This window comes from Cognatishimia sp. F0-27 (assembly GCF_020667845.1).
Lineage (GTDB): Bacteria > Pseudomonadota > Alphaproteobacteria > Rhodobacterales > Rhodobacteraceae > JAFMPQ01.
In genome coordinates this window covers 42,511-63,715 of the sequence record NZ_JAFMPQ010000007.1, presented here as the reverse complement: position 1 = coordinate 63,715, position 21,205 = coordinate 42,511, and the positions used below count along the sequence as shown (strand labels likewise).

Here is a 21,205-nt window from a genome sequence, read left to right as displayed (position 1 = left end):
GCATGGGTTGCACGCGGTCGCTCGCTGCATCATGGCTTGAATCCCTCCGGGTGGCGCTATTGTAGTGGCCCCATCGCATGAGGTCAGCCCGGAATCGACGCAACAGGAGCGTTTCAAGCAAATGTCAGAGCCGCGTGAAGAACCCAGCGCCGAAACGCTCCTCGCGTGGTACGATCACAACGCCCGCCAGATGCCCTGGCGCGTGGGGCCACGGGACCGTGCCGCCGGTATCAGACCCGACCCCTATCGCGTCTGGATGAGCGAGATCATGCTGCAGCAGACCACTGTCGCGGCGGTGGCCAAGTATTTTCATGCCTTTACCGAGCGCTGGCCGCGCGTGCAGGATCTGGCGGCCGCAGAGGATGGCGACGTCATGGCGGCATGGGCGGGGCTTGGCTATTATGCACGGGCACGCAACTTGCTGAAATGTGCGCGTGTGGTGACAACGGAGCATGACGGGCGCTTTCCCGAAGACCATGACACGCTCCTCACCTTGCCGGGCATCGGGCGCTACACCGCCGCCGCGATTGCGTCGATCGCTTTTGACCAGCCGCATACGGTGGTCGATGGCAATGTCGAGCGGGTCATGGCCCGCGTGTTCGACATCCATGTGCCGCTCCCCACGGCCAAGCCGGCGCTCACCGAGAAGGCGGCCGATCTGACGCCGGTCACGCGACCCGGTGACTATGCACAGGCCGTGATGGATCTTGGCGCGACCATCTGCACCCCGCGCAAACCCGCTTGCGGGCTTTGCCCGTGGCGCGGGGCCTGTCGGGCCTGGCACGCGGGGACGGCGCAGGACCTGCCCAGAAAACTTCCGAAAAAGCGCAAGCCGGTGCGATATGGCACGGCGTTCCTCGCGCGTCGTGTGGATGGCGCGTGGCTGTTGGAACGCCGTCCTGACAGCGGGCTTCTGGGCGGCATGTTGGGCTGGCCGGGCGACACATGGGCCGAAGACGTGACTTCGGAGCCATGTCCGCCCATCCGCGCCGAATGGAAAACGCTCGACGCCGAGGCGCGCCACACGTTCACGCATTTTCACCTGCGTCTTGCCCTGCGCGTGGCCTTGGTTCCGATGGAGCGCAGCCCGACCCGGGGCGCCTTTGTCACGGCAGAGGAGTTCGATCCGGGCGCACTGCCAACGGTCATGCGAAAAGCGTATGACCTTGCGGTAGGCGGCGCCAAAGCGCTTGGATGAAGCAGGGCATGGGGCTTATGAATTCCGTAATGCCCTTGCGTTAGGAAAGTTGCATGGCCAGCACCGAGATACCCTCCGCCGATGTCAGCAGGCTTGCCGCCGCCCTGCCCTTCTGGATGTCTCTGGGCGTGATCCCGCTAGTCTGGCTGGGCGCTTTCCTCGGCGGGTTTTGGGTTCTGCTGCCCGTTCTGTCGACTTGGTATCTGTTCTCGGCGCTCGATTTTGCCCTCGGTCAGAACACCGAAAACCTCGACCCGCAAACCGGGGAATCGGCGCTGTTCTGGTATCGGCTGGTGACCCTGATCTGGGCGCCGTTGCAGTTTCTGTCTTTGTTTGGACTGATCGCCTACACCACGACGCAAGAGCATCTGTCGACGGCCGAATTGCTCGGGGTGTTCTTCGGAGCCGGTGTGATGACCGGCACCATCGGGATCAACTACAGCCATGAGCTGATGCACCAGAAAAACGCGTTGGAACGGTGGCTGGCCGACATCCTGCTTGCGATGGTGCTGTATTCGCATTTCCGGTCCGAGCATCTCTTGGTGCATCATCGCTATGTCGGCACGCCCCGGGATCCGGTCTCGGCACGGTTCGGGGAAGGGTTTTACCAATATTTTCCCCGTGTCCTGCACGGCTGCCTGCGGTCTGCATGGCAGGCGGAAAGACATTTGCGCACACGCTGCGGGCGATCGGCCCGGGATCTGTCGAACCCGTTCTGGCGGTATGGGCTTTTGCAGGGTGCGATGCTCGGGCTTGCCTTTGCCCTCGGCGGTCTGGCCGGCGTTCTGCTCTTTGTCTTTCAGGCTTTTGTCGCGATCTGGCAGCTGGAGCTGGTGAATTACGTCGAGCATTACGGCCTGACACGGCGGCATCTCGGCGATGGGCGCTACGAACATGTGAAACCACGGCATAGCTGGAACGCCTCACAAAAAGCGTCGAACTGGCTGCTGATCAACCTGCAACGCCATTCCGATCATCATTTCAAGCCGGACCGCCGCTTCCCCTTGCTGCAAACCCATGGCGAAGAAGCCGCCCCGCAACTGCCATTCGGCTACCCGGTGATGACGATGGCCGCCATGGTGCCCCCCGTCTGGCGGCGCATCATGAATCCCAAGGTGCGCGCCTGGCGGAATCGGCATTATCCCGACATCACCGATTGGCAGTCCTACGACACCGCCACCAACCCCATGCCTCGGTGAATCTCCAGCGCGCTCTAGACTTGCCGGAACGGTGCCCCTGACGTCTTGGGCCGTCTGTCGTATTGGGCCGTCTGCCCCTGTCGGCGGCGCAAAGCCGCTGTAGCGCCATGCGGCAAGTCTGCTTCGTGACAATTGCTCAGAGCCTCGCTAGAAGGCGCGCAAACCGCAGTTGCAACCCAAGAGGCGTTTCATGACCATTCAGGTTTTCGGCCACAAATCTCCCGACACCGACAGCACTGGAAGCCCGATCATCTGGGCCTGGTATCTGTCCGAAATCAAAGGCGAAGCCGCAAAGCCGGTGCTGCTTGGTGAACCCAACACCGAGGCCGCCTTCATGCTTGACCACTGGAAGCTCGAAAAGCCCGAAATCATCTCCGACGTTGCGGATGACGCCCCCGTCGTGATCGTCGATACCAACAACCCGGCCGAATTGCCGGCAAACATCAACGCAGCCGATATTCGCGGCATCATCGACCACCACAAGCTCGTTGGCGGGCTGGAGACGAAAGGTCCGATCGAGATCCGCGTCGAACCTCTGGCCTGCACCGCCACCATCATGTGGAAGATGATTGGAAAGGATCTCGCCCAGGCGCCGACCGGCGTGAAGGGCGCAATGCTGACCTGCATCCTGTCGGATACCCTCGAATTTCGTTCCCCGACCACGACGCAGGAAGACAAGGCCGTCGCCCACAGCCTGGCAGAGGATCTCGGCGTCGATATCTCCGACTTCGCAGCCAGAATGTTCGCGGCCAAGTCCGATGTCTCGGCCTTCTCCGATGCGGAACTGCTTCGCATGGACAGCAAGGAATACGAGGTGGACGGCACCAAGTTCCGCGTTTCCGTGCTTGAAACGACCGCGCCCGACATGCCGCTGTCGCGCAAGGACAGCCTGATGGAGACCATGACCACCGTGGCCTCCGAAGATGGCGTGGACCAGGTCCTGCTCTTTGTCGTCGACATCCTCAACGAGGAAGCCACGCTTCTGGTGCCGAACGATCTGGTGAAAACCGTGGCCGAGAAGAGTTTCGGTGCGTCGGTCACCGGCGACACGGTTGTGCTGCCCGGTGTGATGAGCCGCAAAAAGCAGATCATTCCCAACCTCAAGGTGTGAGCCACCACGTCTGGACCGTCGCGCCCCTAGGCGCGGCGGTGCCCCTCGAATGATCAGCGCACACGGGGCTCTGTTCCTTTACGGGGTCTTCGTGAACCTTCTCGCCTTTCTTCTGTTCTGGCGGGACAAGCGCAATGCCGTCACAGGGCGGCGCCGCATTCCGGAAGCGCGGCTTCTTGGCGCGGCCGTGCTTGGGGGCTGGCCCGGAGCCAAGCTTGCGCAGCGCCTTTTGCGGCACAAGACGCGCAAGCACCCTTTCTCGCGACGGCTGAGCCTGATTGGCCTGCTCTGGCTTTTGTGCAGCGCGCTTGGCGCCTCGGCGTGGCTTGTGTGACCGCCACGGCCCGGTGTATTCCGTCAGACCTCGACTCCCCACAGATGGCGCAGGACGATGCTGACCCAGAAAACCTTCATCGAAGAGGCCGGCGACCGCGCGGTCATCTGGGTCGATCCGTCCCGCGTCGTGGCCCATGCCGGCACCAAGTGGCCCGTCGGCAAGGCGGCGTGGCGCCGCTACCGCCGGTTTCTGCCCAAGCCGCTGGCGGTTGCCTTCCGGGCACGTCTGCGAGCGCGGGAGCCTTTTCTCATCCCGGCCGCCGCCTTCGGGGACAATCACCGCCCGATCGAACAGGATGACCGCTATCGAAAAATTGCCGACTTCGTGCAGCATCGCGGGTCTCCGCAGGACAGTCTGTGGTTCCAGGCCCTGGCCGAGGATTTGTCCCGTGACGGCGTCGCGCTCCACAAGACGCAGAAGATGCACACCGAAGCCGAGATCCATGCGTTCTTTACCGGGTATGTCGAACCGATGATCGACAGTCTGCGCACAGAAGGATTCAAACCGGAGTTCAGCGGATACGAATCCAGCGCCGTGATCGGCGCCGATGGGCGGCTCTACAAGACAGGATCGGGCAATCACCGGTTCAACATAGCAAGGGTCATTGGTCTGGACCGCTTTCCGTTGATGGTGCTCGGCATGCATGAGGCCTATTTCACCGCGAAACATGCAGGCCGACCAGCCACCACGGACACAATGCTCGCACTGATCACGGAGGTGGAAGCCCGCGACGCGCCCCCGCGTTAGCGCTTTTCATCGGAACCGTCCGCGCCTAGGAAGCATTCGACCGTTAGGGCCGCCAGAACAAGGACGTTTCGCCATGACCCAGATCATCGCCTCTTTTGCCGAGATTTCGGACCGCTACGACGCAGCTTTCGTTGACCTTTGGGGATGTGTGCATGATGGGGTGACGGCCATTCCCTCTGCGGTCGAAGCGTTGCAAGCGTTCCGGGCCAAGGGTGGCGTGGTGATCCTCGTGACCAACGCCCCCCGCTCCCGCGCGAGCGTTGCCGAACAACTGGCAAAGCTCAAGGTGCCGGAAGACGCTTATGACGATATCGCCACCTCCGGGGACTCCGCCCGCGCGGCGATGTTCCGGGGCGCCGTGGGCCAGAAAGTGTGGTTCATGGGCGAAGACCGGGACATGAGCTTTTTCAAACCCATGGAAATGCTCGATGATCCGTTGGACATCACCCGCGTGCCGTTGGAAGAGGCAGAAGGCATCGTGTGCTGTGGCCCGTTTGACCCACTGGCCGACCCCGCCGTCAATCGCCCACAGTTTCTCTATGCCAAGCAAAAGGGGCTGACGTTGCTCTGTGCCAATCCCGATATCGTTGTCGACCGGGGCGAGACACGGGAGTGGTGCGCGGGTGCTCTGGCCCGGCTATACACCGAGATGGGCGGAGAGAGCCTCTATTTCGGCAAACCTCACCCGCCGATCTATGATCTCGCCCGCCGCCGTCTGGCCAAGATCAAGCCGGGCATCGCAGATGACGGTATCGTGGCCATCGGCGATGGCGCGTTGACGGACGTTCAGGGCGCGATGGGGGAGGATATCGATTCGGTTTTTGTCACCGGCGGCCTTGCCCGCAAGGAAACCCGAACCAGCGACCAACCGGAAGCAGCCGCTCTCGAGCGATACATTCAGGACCAAAGTATTGCCCCGAACTTTGCGATTGGCATGCTCAGATAGCATCTTTTGACTTGCCAATGCTGCATTTGCGAAGTAATAAAATTACGCAAGGACAAGATCAATCGGACTAATATTACCGCGCAAGACGAGCACCCGCCCTTAACCGGCGCGCCGCACCGGGTCTTGATCGCAGCGTAGAGGAGACCTGGAGATGCTTGATAACATGCCCAGAGGCACGATTTGCATCGAAGACATCGAAATGGGAATGGCGCGCCATTTGCGTAAACAGGTGACCGACCAGGATATCGAACTCTTCGCGCAGGTCTCGACCGACCGAAACCCGGTGCACCTCGATGACGATTACGCCCGTGACACGATTTTTGAAGGGCGCATCGCGCACGGGATGCTGACGGCTGGCCTGATCTCAGCGGTGATCGGGGAACAATTGCCGGGCCACGGCACCGTCTATATGGGCCAATCGCTCAAATTCCTTGCGCCAGTGCGTCCGGGCGACACCGTCTATGCCGAGGTCAAGGTGGTCGATATCGACCATGCCAAGCGGCGCGTGAAGCTCGATTGCCACTGCTCCGTGGACGGCAAGAAGGTCCTCGTTGGCGAAGCCATGGTGCTCGCCCCATCGCGCAAATTCGACTGAGCGCCGCAACAACCGGGCAGCACCAAACGCAAAACGGGGCCCTTTAGGGCCCCGCTGTCTTTTGTGCCGCCGCGATCGGTGCGGCGCTAGCCGTCCGTGCCCTGCTTCATGCCGCCTTGATTCATATGCTTCATGGCGCCATGATCCGGTTGCCGCTCGAGGTCTACGGGGATCTCCACAACAAGATCACCGGCATTTTCGAAGGTGAGCGTGACGGTCACACTGTCCCCGTGGTTCAGGGACCGGGTCAGCCCCATCATCATCACATGGTCACCGCCGCGCTGTAACATGTGCATGCCACCCGCCGGCACTGGGAAGCCGGCCTCAACCTCGCGCATGCGCATCACGCCGTTCTCGTCGGCGATATGCGTGTGCAGTTCGACACGGACAGCGGCGTCCGTCTGTGCGGCCACAAGGCGATCATCCGCGTCGCCGGTGTTTTCGATCATCATGAAGGCGGCGCCGGTTTTGGCCGAGGGGGTGGCCGCTCGGGCATAGGCGTCGGAGACGACAATCTCTGCGAAAACCGGAGACACGGAAAGAAGAAGCGCCACAGCGCTGGAGAGTATTGGAGCATAAGTCATGGGACTTGTCCTTGGTCTTGATACGTCAGATGTGAGGGCGTGAAGGGGTCACACCGACCAAGGGGGAGCGCGGGCATTCAGAGGCCGTTCCGGGGTGAGGCGCAACACCACCGCGTCTGGCAGGGGCAACGCCGACCCCACGACCGGCGCGGGGACCAGCATACCCGGCATATCGGGCAGCGCCATGAAGAGCGAAAGCGCGTAGTCGGGACAGACCCCGACCGTCTCGACCGGGTTGCCATCGGCATCGACCGAGATGGTCACCACGGTCATGCCCTTGCAGATAACAATCTGCCCTTCCGCGCGCGGCTGACCTTGTGCCACCGCCATTTGAAGGCTGGTGACAGCAAGCATCATCGCCAAGGCAATGGCGGAAAGACTGCGCTGCATGCGGACCATGACCTGCTAGATAAGGAGCCTGTCAGGCCGGCACGAGAGGCAAAACGCAAAAAGCCCCGCGGCGAAACGCCCGGGGCCCCTCACATCTGTCTGACCAGAAATCAGGCTTCGGCTTGTGCCTTGGCGATCTGCTTCTTGACCTTGAGGGCGCGATCGGAAAGCTCGACGTCCTTCGCCTTTGCAAGGTATTTGTCGAGGCCACCGCGGTGATCGACAGAGCGCAGCGCGTGCGCGGAGATACGCAGCTTGACGCCTTTGCCGAGCGTTTCGGACTGCAACGTCACATCGTTCAGGTTCGGAAGGAAACGACGCTTTGTCTTGTTGTTTGCATGGCTGACATTGTTGCCAGACATGGGGCCTTTACCGGTCAGTTCGCACACACGCGACATGGGTTCATCCTCATCCTACGGGCCTGGCACATTGCTGGATGTTGCACCGGTTCCCAAATTTCAAAGGGCGCCTTATTCTTGCTTTCAGCCTTGCCGGGACCGACGCACCGTCGGCCGACAGAAAGGAAAGCACCAAAGCGCCCGGAATCTCGTCGCGCTTCTCTAGACGGGGTGGTGACAGGCGTCAAGCCTCGACACTCAGGCGCTCCCGTCTTCCGCGCGGGAAATCTGCAAATAGGTGCCAAGAAGCTCTTCGGCCGCCGCCGCCGCGCCGATGTCGCCCGATTCGACCTGGGCCCCGAGCGCATCCATGGCGCCCTTCACGGGTTCGCGCCGCAAGCGTGCCAACAGGCCCTCGCGCAGCTCTGCCTCGAACCAGTGGCGCGCCTGATGCGCACGGCGGCGGTCAAAATGCCCTTCGCTGCGGCGCCACTCCATCAACGTCTGGATCTCGTCCCAGACCCTGGCCAACCCTTGCTCTTCAAGCGCAGAGACCGTCATCGCCTTGGGAAATCCGTCGGGATCCTGAACGCGCTTGCGCAACAACCGCAGAGCGCCTGCATAATCGGCACAAGTGCGGGTCGCCGCCGGTTTCAGATCGCCATCGGCCTTGTTGACGAGAATCAGGTCGGCGATCTCCATGATCCCACGCTTGACCCCCTGCAACTCATCGCCGCCCGCCGGGGCCAGCAACAACAAGAAAAGATCCGACATCTCGGCCACGACCGTTTCGGATTGGCCAACGCCGACCGTTTCGATCAGCACCACATCGAATCCGGCCGCTTCGCACAGATCAATGGCTTCGCGGGTGCGACGCGCCACGCCCCCGAGGTGACTTTGGTTTGGCGACGGTCGAATGAACGCGCCCGGTGCGCGGCTCAACCGCTCCATGCGGGTCTTGTCACCGAGGATCGATCCGCCGGAACGCGACGAGCTGGGATCGACCGCCAGCACCGCGACCTTGAGCCCCTGAGCGGTCAGCATCATGCCGAACGCCTCGATGAAGGTGGATTTTCCGACACCGGGCGTTCCGGACAGGCCGATACGCAGCGCCTGCTTGCCGTGGCCCCGCAACGACTCGAGAAGCGCCGTGGCCTGCGCGCGATGATCCGCGCGACCGCTTTCCACAAGCGTGATGGCGCGCGCAAGGGCGCGGCGCTCACCTGCAAGGATCCGGGTCTTCATCTCGTCCATGGTCATGGCCGCATAAACAGCCGCTGATGCGCGAAATGTCCAGTGCCACTATGCCGCGATCCGTTATCGCAGCCCGGTTTCTTCCAGCAGCCCCTTGCGCTTGGCTTCGTAATAATAGCCACGCGCATACCACTTTATCGCGTCATCCGGGTCGCCATCGGCGACAATGTAGGCCCCCTTGAGATAGCGCAGCGCATATTTCAGGTTGGTGTCGGGATCCAGAAGATCCGGCGGACTGCCGGAAAACCCCATGCTGCGCGCCGTGGCAGGCAGGATCTGCAACAAGCCCCAATAGGGTCCGTTGCGCGCCCAGGGACGGTGCGTGCTCTCGCGGATGGCCAGGCGATGCACAAGTGAACGTGGCAAGGCGTAATGATCGGCCCAGCGATTGATGCTGGCGCGCAACTCGGGCGTTTCATTGGGGTGAAGTGGCGGCCCGGCAACTGCCGCTACTGGCGGCGTGGGCTCAACGCGCTCGGTTGCACAAGCGGCGCCCAGGGTTGCAAGACACAGGCAAAGCAAAACACGGATCATGGCGAGTTCGTTCCAAAACAGGATAACCCCGATTAGAGCGGCATCCGCGTCAAGGCGAGTCCCCCATGGTCGGATGGCCCCGGATCGGCAAAAAACGGCAGACGCACCCGATCTGGCAGCTTCGAAACCCGGATTGAGCCCCTTGCAATGCGCCGGCGCCGTCGTCACCTATACCCGCATGAAACACTCGCTTCTTTCCCTCGGTCACGGATTTTCCGCCCGCGCGCTCGCAACTGTGCTCTTGCCCGAGGGCTGGCGGATCCTCGGGACGACCCGCAGCACCGAAAAGGCCGCTACGCTCGCGCAAACGGGCGTCACACCCATAGTCTGGAGCGACACGGACGCGCTTCGCGCCGCGGTGGCGGAGGCCAGTCACATCCTTGTTTCGGCAGGTCCGGACGACTCCGGAGACCCGTCCCTGCGTGTCCTGCGCGACGCGATCACCGCTCGCGCCGACGCGCTGTCCTGGGTTGGATACCTGTCGACAACCGGGGTCTATGGCGATCACGACGGGGCGTGGGTGGACGAGCGCACGCCGCTGACCCCGAGTACACGGCGCGGGAAAGCCCGTGTCGCCGCCGAAGGTGAATGGCGGGCCATCCCCGGGCTGCCGCTGCACATCTTTCGCCTGGCGGGGATCTACGGCCCCGGACGCGGACCATTTTCCAAGGTGCGCAAAGGCACCGCGCGGCGGCTCATCAAACCGGGGCAGGTCTTCAGCCGGATCCACGTTGCCGACATCGCCCAGGTCCTCGCGGCCTCGATCCGTCAGCCGGATCCGGGTGCGGTCTATAACCTGTGCGACGATGACCCTGCCCCGCCTCAGGATGTCATCGCCTTTGCCGCCGAGTTGCTCGGAAAGCCAATGCCGCCGGCGGTTGCCTTCGACGAAGCGGAACTCTCCCCCATGGCACGCAGTTTCTATGCAGAGAACAAGAGGGTCCGTAACGACCGCATCAAGAATGAGCTGGGTGTTGAACTGCTCTATCCGGACTATCGCGCCGGGCTGCAAGCGCTGCTTGAGAACGAGCAAGAGCACTAGGATCCGGACCGAAGAAGCAAGACAGAGAGCCGTCCCGCGTCCTTCCTGAGTGAATGCGCGCCCCGCCGGGACGCGGAGGGAGCGAAAACCGTGCGCATCTTCAAATCGGAACAGACCGAAGACGCCGAAAGCCTGACGCATCTGATCGCGCAGGTGCGGCCCGCCGATGACGACGACAGTCATGTCCGGCTCGATGATCTGCTGCACCGGGTGGGCGGCCGGTCTTTTGCACCGGTGATCCTGTTGCCGGCCTTGATCCTTGTCTCACCGCTCTCGGCAATCCCCGGTTCGCCCAGCATAGGCGCGCTCATCATCGTCACGGTCACGCTTCAGGCGCTGCTCGGACGGCGGCATCTCTGGTTGCCGGCTGTTGTGATGCGGCGAAAGATCAGCGCGCGCCGGCTGGACAGGGCGCTGGACTGGCTATCGAAGCCGGCAAGATGGATTGATGGACACACCCGAGCGCGATGGCGTGCGTTGACCGTTGCGCCGCTCAACCGCGTGTCGCACCTTTCCATCCTCACCATCACCGTTCCCTGGCCGCTCCTCGAACCCTTGCCGATGGTGACCTCTATCGGCGCCTTCGCCGTGTCTCTCTTCGGGATTGGGTTGATGCTGCGCGACGGGGTCTACGTGCTTGCCGGCTTTGCGTTCATGGCGGTGCTGGGCATCGGTCTCGGCGCTTTTTGGCAGGGGCTGTTCTGACTGGCCGGGACTGTTCCGATTGGTCGGGGGCTGTGCTGACTTGCGATGCCTGTTCTGACCGGCCGGGGGCATTCCGACGGCGCGCCCGGCCCTCGCGCCAAACGCCCACCCGGGCTTCCGTGCTCCGGTCCGCTTGTTCAGGGCTTGTCCGGGCTCAGGCCCGCTTGTTGAGCGTCTCAACGCCCATGACGGACAGCACCTTGGCTTCGATATGCTCCGCATTCATCGCCGCCACATCATACATTGCCTTGGGGCTGGCCTGATCGATGAAGATGTCAGGCAGCACCATGGAGCGATATTTCAACCCAGTGTCAAAGACACCCTCCTCGGCCAGAAGCTGCGCCACATGGCTGCCGAACCCGCCAACCGCGCCTTCCTCGATGGTTATCAAGGCCTCATGCTCCGCCGCCAGAGACAGGATCAACCCCCTGTCCAGCGGTTTGGCAAAGCGCGCGTCGGCCACGGTGGGCGAGATGCCGCGTGCCTCAAGCGCCTCGCAGGCCTTGAGCACTTCACCGAGCCGGGTGCCGAAAGACAGGATCGCAACCCGCGCGCCCTCTCGGATCATGCGCCCCTTGCCGATCTCGAGGATCTCACCCCGTTCGGGCATCTCGACCCCCTGCCCTTCGCCGCGCGGATAGCGGAAGGCAATCGGGCCTTCGTCATGGGCCGCGGCGGTTGCGACCATGTGCTTGAGTTCCGCCTCGTCCGCGGCAGCCATGACCACGAAACCGGGGAGATTGGCGAGGTAGGCCACGTCAAAACTGCCCGCGTGGGTCGCGCCGTCAGCCCCCACAAGCCCCGCGCGATCAATGGCAAAGCGCACCGGAAGTCGCTGGATCGCGACATCGTGCACCACCTGGTCATAGCCACGCTGCAGGAAGGTGGAATACATCGCACAGAACGGCCGCATTCCGCCCGCGGCCATGCCCGCACAGAAGGTCACGCCATGCTGTTCCGCGATGCCCACATCAAAGCACCGGCTCGGGTAGCGCTCGGCAAAGAGGTCCAGCCCCGTCCCGTCGGGCATCGCCGCGGTCACCGCGCAAATACGCGGATCCCGCGCGGCCTCGTCGATCAGCGCCTGCGCAAAAACCTTGGTGTAGGACGGCGCGTTGGAGGCAGCCTTTTGCTGCTTGCCGGTCACCACGTCGAAGCGCGCCCGCGCATGCCCCTTGTCGTCGGCGTGCTCCGCCGGTGCGTAGCCTTTGCCCTTCTTGGTCAGCGCGTGGATCAGGATCGGTCCCGTCGCGCGATCCCGCACGGTGCGCAGCACCGGCAACAGCGTGTCGAGGTCATGCCCGTCGATCGGGCCGAGATAGCTGAAGCCTAGTTCCTCGAAGAGCGTGCCACCGACAGTCATACCCTTGAGCATTTCCTTGGCGCGTTTCGCGCCTTCCCGGAACGGTTCGGGCAAGAGACTGACCGCGCCCTTGGCTGCAGCCTTGAAATCCTGAAACGGGGCTTCCGAATAGAGCCGGCTCAGGTAGGAGGACATCGCCCCGGTCGGCGGCGCAATGGACATCTCGTTGTCATTGAGGATGACAATCAGCCGCTTGCCCAGATGGCCCGCATTGTTGAGCGCCTCATAGGCCATGCCCGCGCTGATGGACCCGTCGCCGATCACCGCGATGGCGTCGCCATGCCCTGTCTCGCAAGCCCCGCCCAGATCCGCCGCCACCGCAAAGCCAAGTGCCGCAGAGATGGAGGTGGAGCTGTGCGCTGCGCCGAACGGATCGTAGGGCGACTCGGACCGTTTGGTGAAGCCCGAAAGACCGCCCTCCGTCCGCAAGGTCCGGATGCGATCGCGCCGACCGGTCAGGATCTTGTGCGGATAGCACTGATGGCTCACGTCCCAGATGATCTTGTCGCGCGGCGCGTCAAAGACCGCATGCAGTGCCACCGTCAACTCGATCACGCCAAGCCCGGCCCCGAGGTGCCCCCCGGTTTCCGAGACCGCCGCCACCGTCTCCGCGCGCAGCTCTTGTGCCAACCGCCCCAGTTCGCTGTCCGACAGCGCCTTGAGATCCGATGGCAGGGTGACCCGATCAAGGATCGGCGTGTGCGGACGGTTGGAAAGGGGAGTGTCGGACATGATAAGCGCCCTCCTAGTTTTGGCGCGAAATGACGAACCGAGCGGCCTGACGCAGGGTTTCCGCGCGCTCGCCATACCCAGATAGGCCATCACAGGCCTCTGTCACCAGCGCCTCGGCGCGTGCTTTTGCCTCATCGAGCCCCATGAGCGATACAAAGGTGGCCTTGCCGCGTCCCTGATCCTTGCGCAGGGCCTTGCCGACCAGCGCCGCGTCCCCTTCGACGTCCAGCACATCGTCCGCGATCTGAAACGCGAGGCCCAGCGCCCGGCCATAGGTCTCGAACGGGCCGCTCTCCGCGCCTGCCATCGCAGCACCGGCGGCAGCGGACCACTCGATCAGAGCGCCGGTCTTGCGCCGTTGCAGGGCGCTGATGTCTTCGAGCGTGAGCGCGTGCGAAGCGGTTTCGGCGGCGATATCATCGGCCTGTCCGCCGACCATGCCGCGCAGCCCCGCGGCGCGCGCAAGGCTCCAGGACAGGGAAAGGCGGCGGTCCGGCGGCAAGGGGCCCGTTGCGACCAGCTCGAAAGCCAGCGCCTGCAAGGCGTCACCGACAAGCAGCGCGGTGCCTTCGTCCCATGCCTTGTGCACGGTCGGTTGACCGCGCCGCAGCGCATCGTCATCCATGCAAGGCATGTCGTCATGCACGAGACTGTAGGCATGCACACATTCGACAGCCGCCGCCGCCGGCACCGCCGCGGCCTCGTCGACCCCGAGCACGCGTGCGCTTTCCAGCACGAGGAACCCGCGCAGGCACTTGCCGCCCACCACCGCGTAAGACATCGCATCTGCAACCGCGCCGCGTTCGCCGTCGAGCGCCTTGGCAACGGCTTCCTCCGTCAGGGACGCAGCCCTGTCCAGGGCGGCCTTCAGGTCAGGAGGCATCGACGGGGCGCGTCCCGGTCGGTGTGCCTTCGGCATCCAGTGTGATCGCGGCGACCTTTTCCTCTGCGGCCTTGAGCTTTTGGTCGCAATGCGCCCGGAGCGCCGCGCCGCGTTCGTAGAGCGCGATGGACTGATCGAGCGCCACGTCACCACGCTCAAGCGCGCCAACCACCTGTTCGAGTTCGCGCATGGCATCCTCGAAACTCATCTCTTCAATCGGTTTTTGCGCTTCGCTCATCGCGCAGCCTCCATCAATGCTTCTACATGCGTCTTGCCGGACGCTGCCAGCGCCACCAGATCATACCCGCCTTCGAGGGTCGAAACCACTCGGCCACCCGCCGCACCCGACGCCGCCACGGCGGAGAGCTGTTCGGTCAGCCAACCAAAATCCTCGGTGCCCCAGTTCAGCTGGGCCAGCGGATCGTCCTGATGTGCATCGAAGCCGGCAGACAGGATCAACAACTCGGGGTCGTAGGCGCGCAGCTTCGGGAACACCTCGGCTTCGTAGACGGCGCGCATCTGCGCCCCCGTGCATCCCGGATCAAGCGGCAGGTTCACGATCTGGCCATGCGCGCCGCGCTCGTCGCGCCCGCCAGTGCCGGGCCAGAGCGGCATCTGGTGAGAACCGATGAACAGCGCGCGCTCCTCGTCCCAGAGAAGGTCTTGGGTGCCGTTTCCATGATGGACGTCGAAATCCACCACCGCGACACGCGACAGCCCGTGGTGGTCCAGCGCGTGTTTGGCGGCGAGGGCCGCGTTTCCGAACAAGCAGAACCCCATCGGCGTTTCGCTCTCTGCGTGATGTCCGGGCGGGCGCATGGCACAAAAGGCGTTTGCGACGTCGCCGCCGAGCACCATGTCCGTGGCCTTCAGAACCGCCCCTACCCCGCGCATTGCGGCCTTGAGAGAACCCGGCGACATCCAGGTATCCGCGTCGAGCTGATGACAGCCCTCCGCCGGAACGGCCGCCTTGATGCGGTCGATATAGGATTGCGGATGACAGGCCAGCAGGTCGGCCTCGCGCGCCTCGGGCGCTGTCTCCCGGATCAGGTCGAGCGGTTGCAATGCGTGCAGGAGGTGCTCCAGCCGCGCAACGCGTTCGGGGTGGCCGTCGGGCGTCACGTGATCGAGCCCGTCGGCATGGGTTATCAATGCTGTTGCCATGGATCGTCCCGGTCTTTTGCTTTCAGTGTGTCCTTTTGCGCAGGCAGCCTTGCCAGAAGAGGCCGGACAGGCGGCAGGACAGGTCGCAACCGCAGTCTTTGGGTAGAACAGTGCGCCGGGAATGGCAACGCGGGAAAGGGAGCGGAGAAATGGTGCCCCGGGCGGCTATCCCAGCGAACCGATGGGCGGGAGGAGATCACCGCATACGAGCCGTGTCAGGAGGGCATTGGCAGGGCGCACCTGCGAGATCGGAAACAGGATCCTGTCCCGGATCCAAGGCAGGCTCCGGCTGTCCGATTGGTATTGCGGCGTGAACGCCCAGCTCATCGCCTGATAGGCGCGCACATGCCATCGCCGCGCCTGAGCGTAAAACCTCTGCGCCAGCGCCACATCGCCGTTCGCTTTTTCGAGCGCCCGCGCCAGCGCGATGGCATCCAGCAGCGCCATGTTGGCCCCCTGGCCCAACTGCGGGCTGGCGCGGTGGGCGGCGTCGCCGATGTAGGTGATCCCGTCGTCATAGGGCCGCGCGAGTGTGCCGTGGCTGTATTGGGCAAACACCATCTGCTCCGGAGCGGTGATCTGATCGCAAAAGGGCGCGAATTTGGGCCAGATGCGCGTGGCCTCCGTTTTCCATGCGGCGAGACCGGCACGGCACCAGTCCTCATGGGCATCGGTGCGCAAAGACCAGAAGATCGCCGCTTTCCGGCCCTCCTGCCCCGGCATGGTGCCAAGCGGAAGAATCCCCACCATCTTGTGCGCGGCGACGTAAGCCTGCCGCAGATCGGTGCGCGGCAGGGCCGTATTTGTCGGCCAGTCCACGGTGGACCACAGGGCCCCGAACGGCAGCGCCCGCGACCGCAACGGAGACAGGCGCGAACCCGCGCCGGTGGCATCGACAATCATGTCGAAGGGGCCCGCGCACGGCCCCTCGGCAAAGCGCAAGGTCATCCCCTGTCTGGCATCGCGCACCACATCCGTTGCCCTATGCCCCGGCGTGACCGCAACGCCCTGCGCCTGAGCGGCGTCGAGCAATATGTCGAACAATGCGGCACGGTGGATGGCAAGGCCGAACCGCGGATCGCCCGAGGCGTCATAGCTGACGTCGAGCACACGACGCCCGGACTCCGCGTCCCGCCCGGCCATCCGGTAAATCCGGTTCCCCGCCGCAAGCGCCGCGTCGAGCGCTCCAAGCTCGGCGAGCACCATCTGGCCAACCGGCTGGATCACCAGGCCCGAACCAACCGGGCGCGGTGCCTCGAACTGGTCGAACACCGTGACCTGCACGCCTGCGCGTGCCAGCATGGATGCCAGCGCCAAGCCACCGATGCCGGCGCCGGCAATGCCGATGCGGAGCGTTCTCATCGTCAGGGTCCCCCTCCCCAAGACGCCCCGACATGCGCGGCTTTCATGCCGCGTCTCAGGACCTGCAAGGACGCCTGAGGCGCAGGAAACCGCGCGGCACGGGCTTCGTCCATGAGGCGCATTGCCCCTCTGGACGAATGCCGCACCCCTGCCTATAACCCGGCGCATGTATACTTGGTGCATCGCCATCATTCGAATTAGCAGCCCGGCGCTCTGAACCATGAGCAGCCGGGACAAGGCGCATGCCTGCCGCGCCGCCCTTCACCTTCCAGACACCTATCGCACCACGCCCCGCGCCTCCCATTCGCGCAGGACGTGAGACCGCGACGCGACATGCAAAACCGAGGAAAACAGCACCATGTGCGCTGACAAGACCGACACTCCGACCGCGGATGCTCCCGATTATAAAGACACGCTGAACCTGCCCAAAACCGCCTTTCCGATGCGCGCGGGCCTTCCCAAGCGCGAACCCGGCTGGCTGGCCCGTTGGGAGGAGATTGGCGTATATGACCGCCTGCGGGACAAGGCCGCCGCTGCCAAGGGCACCCCTGCGGAACGCAAGCCCTTCACGTTGCATGACGGGCCACCCTACGCCAACGGGCACCTCCATATCGGCCACGCGCTCAACAAGACGATCAAGGACATGATCGTGCGCAGCCATCAGATGATGGGCCACGACGCGCGCTACATCCCCGGTTGGGATTGCCACGGTCTGCCCATCGAGTGGAAGATCGAGCAGCAATACCGCGAAAAGGGCCGCAACAAGGACGAGGTCGACGTGGTCGATTTCCGTCAGGAATGCCGCAAGTTTGCCGAAGGCTGGGTCGATATCCAGCGCGACGAGTTCAAACGGCTGGGCATCACCGGCAACTGGGCCGATCCGTATCTCACGATGGATTTCCGCGCCGAGCGTGTGATCGCGGAGGAGTTCCAGACATTCCTGATGTCCGGCGTGCTCTATCAGGGCTCGAAGCCCGTGATGTGGTCGCCCGTGGAGAAGACCGCGCTGGCCGAGGCGGAGATCGAGTATCACGACCACAAGTCGCACACGATCTGGGTGCCGTTCCAGATTGTCGATGTGGCCGATCCAGTCGCCGATGCGGGCAAGGCGTCCGACACCCCGCCGGAGACCCTGGCGCGCATTGCCGATTTTTCCGGAGCAAAAGTCGTCATCTGGACAACCACCCCCTGGACGATCCCCTCGAACCGGGCTGTCGCTTACAACCCCGATATCGCTTATGGGCTCTACGAAGTCACGGGCACGCCCGACGAATGCTGGGCGCGGATCGGCGACCGCTACCTGCTGGCCGATGCGCTGGCCGAAGAGGTCCTTGGCCGTGCCCGGCTTGAGGACAGCATGTGGCGGCGCCTGCGCGACGTCTCGGCCGACGAGCTTGGAGCCATCACCCTGGCGCATCCCATGCGCGGGGCGGAGGGCGCCGACGGATTCTGGGACTATGATGTGCCCATGATCGACGCCGATTACGTCACCGACGATGCAGGCACGGGCTTTGTGCATACCGCACCGAGCCACGGCGCGGACGATTACGAGAGCTTCCTCAAGCGCGGCTGGCTTGATCGCATGACGCACAATGTCGGCGAGGAGTCCGAATTCCTCGATCACGTGCCGTTCTTTGCAGGCCTGCGCGTGCTCGATCACAAAGGCAAGGAAGGCAAGGCCAACGCCGCCGTGATCGACAAGCTCGTCGAACTCGGCGGGCTGCTCGCGCGGGGGCGGATGACGCACTCTTATCCGCACTCCTGGCGCTCCAAGGCGCCGGTGATCTACCGCAACACGCCGCAATGGTTCGCCGCCATCGACCGCCCGGTCGGTGACGGTCGCGATGCCTATGGCGAGACGATCCGCACCCGGGCGCTGCGGTCCATCGACGAGCTTGTGAACTGGACGCCGAAATCGGGGCGCAACCGGCTTTACTCGATGATCGAGGCCCGGCCCGACTGGGTGCTGTCGCGTCAACGCGCCTGGGGTGTGCCGCTGACCTGCTTTACCAAGGCTGGCGCGCTGCCGACCGATCCTGACTTCCTGCTGCGCGACCCGGTGGTGAATGCCCGCATCCTTGAGGCCTTCGAGGCCGAAGGCGCGGATGCGTGGTACAAGGACGGCGCGAAGGAGCGCTTTCTTGGCGACGACTACGACCCGGCGGAATGGAACCAGGTCTTCGACATCCTCGACGTGTGGTTCGACAGTGGCTCGACCCACGCCTTCGTGCTGCGCGACCGCGAAGACGGCACCGAGGACGGTATCGCGGATGTCTATATGGAGGGCACCGACCAGCATCGAGGCTGGTTCCACTCCTCGATGCTGCAGGCCTGTCACACCATCGGGCGCGCGCCCTATCGCAACGTGGTCACCCATGGCTTCACGCTGGACGAGAAGGGCAACAAAATGTCCAAATCGCTCGGCAACACCATCGTTCCCGAGAAAGTTGTGCAGCAATACGGCGCGGATATCCTCCGCCTGTGGGTGGCGCAGACAGACTACACGGTTGACCAGCGTATCGGACCGGAAATCCTCAAGGGCGTCGCCGATGGCTATCGCCGGTTGCGCAACACGCTGCGCTACATGCTTGGCGCGCTGGCCCATTTCGATGAGGCCGACCGGGTGGACGCGGCGGACATGCCGGAGCTGGAGCGCTATATCTTGCATCGCCTGGCGGAGCTCGATGCCGTCGTGCGCAAGGGCTATGCGGAATACGATTTCCAGAAAGTGTTCCAGCAGCTGTTCAATTTCTGCACGGTGGAGCTGTCTGCCTTCTATTTCGATATCCGCAAGGACGCGCTTTATTGCGATGGGGACAGCCTCCGGCGCCGCTCGGCCCGCACTGTGATGGACCTGTTGTTCCACCGGCTGACCACGTGGCTGTCTCCGGTGCTGGTCTTCACGATGGAAGAGGTGTGGCTTGAACGCTTCGGGCAGGACGGCTCCTCGGTTCATCTTCAGGACTTCCCCGACACGCCTGAAAGCTGGCGTGACGATGCGCTTGCCGCCAAATGGGCCGATGTGCGGCGGGCGCGGCGTGCCGTGACCGCTGCGCTCGAAATGCAGCGCAGTGAGAAGGTGATCGGCGCCAGCCTGGAAGCCGCGCCTGTGGTGCATGTCGCCGATGACGCAATGCTGAAAGCGCTCAAGAGCGTGGCCTTCGAAGACGTCTGCATCACCTCTGACGTCGTGCTGACGTCGGACCCGATGCCGGCGGAAGCGTTCCGCTTGCCCGAGATTGACGGCGTCGGCGTGGTCTTCGAGCGCGCGTCCGGCGAGAAATGCCAGCGCTGCTGGAAAATCCTGCCCGATGTCGGCACACATGCGCATCCCGGCACCTGCAAACGCTGCAACGCGGCGCTCGACGCGGGCTGACGCATCTCCGCCATGCGCCATGCGCCGGGGGCTTGGCAATCGGGTGTATGGCAGACGTGGAAAGCGTGAAAAAATGGCGCGGCTCCGGTTCGGGGTCGCGCCTTTTTTTGACCTGCCGCCCGGTTGCGCGCTAGACTCGGCACAGAGTGTATGCGGGGAAGGACCATGCGAAGACGTGTATTTCTGGCCGGTTTGGTAGGATCGGGACTCGTGGCCTGCGCCCCTACGACCAACAACTTGGCGCTGGCGCCCAATTCCACCTTGATCGTGGTCCGCCATGCGGACCGGCTCGGCGAAGATCTGACAGAGGCGGGGCGCGCGCGGGCAGAAGCCTTGGTCAAGGCGGTCGATGGCCTGCCGCTCGATGCCATCCACTCCCCGGGGATCAAACGCAACCTCGACACCGCACGCCCGCTCGCAAAAGCGCGCGGCATGCCCATCGAACGCATCCCCGCGGAAACGGCGCCGCAGAGGCTGGTGGCCTCTTCGGCCGGGCGGAGCGTGATCTGGATCGGCAATTCCGGAAACATCACCGCGATCTGGGATGCCTTGCGGCTGACAGCACCACCCCCGGTCGAATACGGCGATTTGCATATCGTGCGCGCAGATGCGACCGGCGCTGTCACGATTGAGCGCCGTCGTTTTGGTGCAGGATGAGGTGATTGCCCGCGCGTTGATGCAGCTCGCGCTTGCGCGCGCGCCGGACAAGACGTTTTGCCCGTCAGAGGTCGCCCGCGCCTTGGCCAGCGACTGGCGCCCGCTCATGCATCGCGTGCGGCACGTGGCCAGCACCCTACCCCTTGTGGCAACGCAACGCGGCGCACCGGTTGATGGTGCAAACGCAAAGGGTCCGATCCGGCTGCGCCTTGCGCGACCCGGCGAGCACGAGGCCGCTTCAGAGCCGTGAGCCTTGCACCGACCCGCCCTAGCGGATCACGAAAACGGACTGGCGCGCATGCCGCACCACCCGCGCCGCGTTCGGACCAACAAGGTAATCGCGCAGTTCCGGACTATGCGCACCGACAACAATGGCGTCCGCATCGATGCTATTGGCGAACCGGATGATCTGATCGTAGATCGTGCCGGTTGCGACATGGGTTTCCGCCGAGATGTCCAGGGTCTTGCCGACCCAGTCCTCAAGACTGGCCGCCGCTTCGGCACGGATCTTCTTGTCGTAATCGGGTCCGAAGGCGGACCCGACGATGGCATAGCCCATATCCGGAACGACGTTGAGCACATGCAGGTCGCTTTCCTCATGCAGGGCAAGCCGCTCCGCTGCTTTCGCAGCCTTTGTGGCTCCTTTGTCGTCATTCAGGTCTACCGCGAGCAAGATCGTTTTGAACAT

At 63.7% G+C, this 21,205-nt stretch carries 23 protein-coding genes; 12 read left to right on the top strand and 11 right to left on the bottom strand.

Annotation, left to right across the window (positions count from 1 at the left end):
- The first annotated feature begins 121 nt into the window (after nt 1-121).
- From mutY to J1C49_RS05635, 7 genes are all read left to right on the top strand, one after another.
- Nucleotides 122-1,198: an A/G-specific adenine glycosylase gene (gene mutY / locus J1C49_RS05665; RefSeq protein WP_227444840.1), complete on the top strand. Its 1,077-nt coding sequence runs from the start codon at nt 122-124 to the stop codon at nt 1,196-1,198.
- A 53-nt stretch (nt 1,199-1,251) separates the two neighbouring features.
- Nucleotides 1,252-2,397: an alkane 1-monooxygenase gene (locus J1C49_RS05660; protein WP_227444839.1), complete on the top strand. Its 1,146-nt coding sequence runs from the start codon at nt 1,252-1,254 to the stop codon at nt 2,395-2,397.
- A 190-nt stretch (nt 2,398-2,587) separates the two neighbouring features.
- Nucleotides 2,588-3,508, top strand: a complete 921-nt coding sequence (locus tag J1C49_RS05655) for a manganese-dependent inorganic pyrophosphatase (RefSeq protein WP_227444838.1) — start codon at nt 2,588-2,590, stop codon at nt 3,506-3,508.
- A gap of 49 nt (nt 3,509-3,557) precedes the next feature.
- Nucleotides 3,558-3,842: a DUF1294 domain-containing protein gene (locus J1C49_RS05650; protein WP_227444837.1), complete on the top strand. Its 285-nt coding sequence runs from the start codon at nt 3,558-3,560 to the stop codon at nt 3,840-3,842.
- Between the two features lie 57 nt (nt 3,843-3,899).
- Nucleotides 3,900-4,592, top strand: a complete 693-nt coding sequence (locus J1C49_RS05645) for a hypothetical protein (protein ID WP_227444836.1) — start codon at nt 3,900-3,902, stop codon at nt 4,590-4,592.
- 73 nt (nt 4,593-4,665) lie between these two features.
- Nucleotides 4,666-5,538, top strand: coding sequence for a TIGR01459 family HAD-type hydrolase (locus J1C49_RS05640; RefSeq protein ID WP_227444835.1), 873 nt, complete (start codon nt 4,666-4,668; stop codon nt 5,536-5,538).
- Nucleotides 5,539-5,689: 151 nt separating this feature from the next.
- A complete protein-coding gene (locus J1C49_RS05635) occupies nt 5,690-6,133 on the top strand; it encodes a MaoC family dehydratase (protein WP_227444834.1) in 444 nt (147 codons plus the stop codon).
- A gap of 86 nt (nt 6,134-6,219) precedes the next feature.
- Here the strand turns inward: J1C49_RS05635 and J1C49_RS05630 are convergent, their stop codons facing one another.
- The 5 genes from J1C49_RS05630 to J1C49_RS05610 form a co-directional block, all read right to left on the bottom strand.
- On the bottom strand, nt 6,220-6,717 hold the full coding sequence (locus J1C49_RS05630) for a copper chaperone PCu(A)C (RefSeq protein ID WP_227444833.1): 498 nt from the start codon (nt 6,715-6,717) through the stop codon (nt 6,220-6,222).
- Nucleotides 6,718-6,765: 48 nt separating this feature from the next.
- On the bottom strand, nt 6,766-7,107 hold the full coding sequence (locus J1C49_RS05625; RefSeq protein WP_227444832.1) for a hypothetical protein: 342 nt from the start codon (nt 7,105-7,107) through the stop codon (nt 6,766-6,768).
- Between the two features lie 110 nt (nt 7,108-7,217).
- Nucleotides 7,218-7,505: a 50S ribosomal protein L28 gene (gene rpmB / locus J1C49_RS05620; protein WP_227444831.1), complete on the bottom strand. Its 288-nt coding sequence runs from the start codon at nt 7,503-7,505 to the stop codon at nt 7,218-7,220.
- 198 nt (nt 7,506-7,703) lie between these two features.
- Nucleotides 7,704-8,705, bottom strand: a complete 1,002-nt coding sequence (gene meaB / locus J1C49_RS05615; RefSeq protein WP_227444830.1) for a methylmalonyl Co-A mutase-associated GTPase MeaB — start codon at nt 8,703-8,705, stop codon at nt 7,704-7,706.
- Nucleotides 8,706-8,762: 57 nt separating this feature from the next.
- Nucleotides 8,763-9,233: a lytic transglycosylase domain-containing protein gene (locus J1C49_RS05610; RefSeq protein WP_227444829.1), complete on the bottom strand. Its 471-nt coding sequence runs from the start codon at nt 9,231-9,233 to the stop codon at nt 8,763-8,765.
- A 178-nt stretch (nt 9,234-9,411) separates the two neighbouring features.
- Here J1C49_RS05610 and J1C49_RS05605 point away from each other — a divergent pair, with 178 nt between their 5' ends.
- Together J1C49_RS05605 and J1C49_RS05600 are read left to right on the top strand one after the other, a co-directional pair.
- A complete protein-coding gene (locus tag J1C49_RS05605; RefSeq protein ID WP_227444905.1) occupies nt 9,412-10,275 on the top strand; it encodes an SDR family oxidoreductase in 864 nt (287 codons plus the stop codon).
- A gap of 90 nt (nt 10,276-10,365) precedes the next feature.
- Nucleotides 10,366-10,980: an exopolysaccharide biosynthesis protein gene (locus J1C49_RS05600; RefSeq protein ID WP_227444828.1), complete on the top strand. Its 615-nt coding sequence runs from the start codon at nt 10,366-10,368 to the stop codon at nt 10,978-10,980.
- Between the two features lie 154 nt (nt 10,981-11,134).
- Here the strand turns inward: J1C49_RS05600 and dxs are convergent, their stop codons facing one another.
- The 5 genes from dxs to J1C49_RS05575 all read right to left on the bottom strand — a co-directional run bounded on the left by dxs (nt 11,135) and on the right by J1C49_RS05575 (nt 16,484).
- A complete protein-coding gene (gene dxs, locus J1C49_RS05595; protein ID WP_227444827.1) occupies nt 11,135-13,075 on the bottom strand; it encodes a 1-deoxy-D-xylulose-5-phosphate synthase in 1,941 nt (646 codons plus the stop codon).
- Nucleotides 13,076-13,088: 13 nt separating this feature from the next.
- Nucleotides 13,089-13,958 (bottom strand): polyprenyl synthetase family protein, encoded by an 870-nt coding sequence (locus J1C49_RS05590; protein WP_227444826.1) that lies wholly within the window; start codon nt 13,956-13,958, stop codon nt 13,089-13,091.
- Nucleotides 13,948-14,196 carry an exodeoxyribonuclease VII small subunit gene (locus J1C49_RS05585; protein WP_227444825.1) on the bottom strand — a complete coding sequence of 83 codons (249 nt, stop codon included), beginning with the start codon at nt 14,194-14,196 and terminating at the stop codon, nt 13,948-13,950. The genes J1C49_RS05590 and J1C49_RS05585 overlap by 11 nt, the downstream gene beginning before the upstream one ends.
- On the bottom strand, nt 14,193-15,122 hold the full coding sequence (locus J1C49_RS05580; RefSeq protein ID WP_227444824.1) for a histone deacetylase family protein: 930 nt from the start codon (nt 15,120-15,122) through the stop codon (nt 14,193-14,195). Before J1C49_RS05580 ends, J1C49_RS05585 begins: the two co-directional genes overlap by 4 nt.
- A 165-nt stretch (nt 15,123-15,287) precedes the next feature.
- Nucleotides 15,288-16,484 carry an NAD(P)/FAD-dependent oxidoreductase gene (locus J1C49_RS05575; protein WP_227444823.1) on the bottom strand — a complete coding sequence of 399 codons (1,197 nt, stop codon included), beginning with the start codon at nt 16,482-16,484 and terminating at the stop codon, nt 15,288-15,290.
- Between the two features lie 358 nt (nt 16,485-16,842).
- Between J1C49_RS05575 and ileS the strand changes: the two genes are divergently transcribed.
- From ileS to J1C49_RS05560, 3 genes are all read left to right on the top strand, one after another.
- Nucleotides 16,843-19,860: an isoleucine--tRNA ligase gene (gene ileS, locus J1C49_RS05570; RefSeq protein ID WP_227444822.1), complete on the top strand. Its 3,018-nt coding sequence runs from the start codon at nt 16,843-16,845 to the stop codon at nt 19,858-19,860.
- A gap of 165 nt (nt 19,861-20,025) precedes the next feature.
- A complete protein-coding gene (locus J1C49_RS05565) occupies nt 20,026-20,517 on the top strand; it encodes a histidine phosphatase family protein (RefSeq protein ID WP_227444821.1) in 492 nt (163 codons plus the stop codon).
- Nucleotides 20,489-20,767: a DUF3253 domain-containing protein gene (locus J1C49_RS05560; protein ID WP_255670604.1), complete on the top strand. Its 279-nt coding sequence runs from the start codon at nt 20,489-20,491 to the stop codon at nt 20,765-20,767. Before J1C49_RS05565 ends, J1C49_RS05560 begins: the two co-directional genes overlap by 29 nt.
- An 18-nt stretch (nt 20,768-20,785) precedes the next feature.
- Here J1C49_RS05560 and J1C49_RS05555 read toward each other — a convergent pair whose 3' ends face one another.
- Nucleotides 20,786-21,205, bottom strand: coding sequence for a universal stress protein (locus J1C49_RS05555; RefSeq protein WP_227444819.1), 420 nt, complete (start codon nt 21,203-21,205; stop codon nt 20,786-20,788).

Coding starts and splice junctions, on each gene's coding strand:
- mutY (WP_227444840.1), top strand. CDS start 122: ATGTCAGAGCCGCGTGAAGAACCCAGCGCCGAAACGCTCCTCGCGTGG.
- J1C49_RS05660 (WP_227444839.1), top strand. CDS start 1,252: ATGGCCAGCACCGAGATACCCTCCGCCGATGTCAGCAGGCTTGCCGCC.
- J1C49_RS05655 (WP_227444838.1), top strand. CDS start 2,588: ATGACCATTCAGGTTTTCGGCCACAAATCTCCCGACACCGACAGCACT.
- J1C49_RS05650 (WP_227444837.1), top strand. CDS start 3,558: ATGATCAGCGCACACGGGGCTCTGTTCCTTTACGGGGTCTTCGTGAAC.
- J1C49_RS05645 (WP_227444836.1), top strand. CDS start 3,900: ATGCTGACCCAGAAAACCTTCATCGAAGAGGCCGGCGACCGCGCGGTC.
- J1C49_RS05640 (WP_227444835.1), top strand. CDS start 4,666: ATGACCCAGATCATCGCCTCTTTTGCCGAGATTTCGGACCGCTACGAC.
- J1C49_RS05635 (WP_227444834.1), top strand. CDS start 5,690: ATGCTTGATAACATGCCCAGAGGCACGATTTGCATCGAAGACATCGAA.
- J1C49_RS05630 (WP_227444833.1), bottom strand. CDS start 6,717: ATGACTTATGCTCCAATACTCTCCAGCGCTGTGGCGCTTCTTCTTTCC.
- J1C49_RS05625 (WP_227444832.1), bottom strand. CDS start 7,107: ATGCAGCGCAGTCTTTCCGCCATTGCCTTGGCGATGATGCTTGCTGTC.
- rpmB (WP_227444831.1), bottom strand. CDS start 7,505: ATGTCGCGTGTGTGCGAACTGACCGGTAAAGGCCCCATGTCTGGCAAC.
- meaB (WP_227444830.1), bottom strand. CDS start 8,705: ATGACCATGGACGAGATGAAGACCCGGATCCTTGCAGGTGAGCGCCGC.
- J1C49_RS05610 (WP_227444829.1), bottom strand. CDS start 9,233: ATGATCCGTGTTTTGCTTTGCCTGTGTCTTGCAACCCTGGGCGCCGCT.
- J1C49_RS05605 (WP_227444905.1), top strand. CDS start 9,412: ATGAAACACTCGCTTCTTTCCCTCGGTCACGGATTTTCCGCCCGCGCG.
- dxs (WP_227444827.1), bottom strand. CDS start 13,075: ATGTCCGACACTCCCCTTTCCAACCGTCCGCACACGCCGATCCTTGAT.
- J1C49_RS05590 (WP_227444826.1), bottom strand. CDS start 13,958: ATGCCTCCTGACCTGAAGGCCGCCCTGGACAGGGCTGCGTCCCTGACG.
- J1C49_RS05585 (WP_227444825.1), bottom strand. CDS start 14,196: ATGAGCGAAGCGCAAAAACCGATTGAAGAGATGAGTTTCGAGGATGCC.
- J1C49_RS05580 (WP_227444824.1), bottom strand. CDS start 15,122: ATGGCAACAGCATTGATAACCCATGCCGACGGGCTCGATCACGTGACG.
- J1C49_RS05575 (WP_227444823.1), bottom strand. CDS start 16,484: ATGAGAACGCTCCGCATCGGCATTGCCGGCGCCGGCATCGGTGGCTTG.
- ileS (WP_227444822.1), top strand. CDS start 16,843: ATGTGCGCTGACAAGACCGACACTCCGACCGCGGATGCTCCCGATTAT.
- J1C49_RS05565 (WP_227444821.1), top strand. CDS start 20,026: ATGCGAAGACGTGTATTTCTGGCCGGTTTGGTAGGATCGGGACTCGTG.
- J1C49_RS05555 (WP_227444819.1), bottom strand. CDS start 21,205: ATGTTCAAAACGATCTTGCTCGCGGTAGACCTGAATGACGACAAAGGA.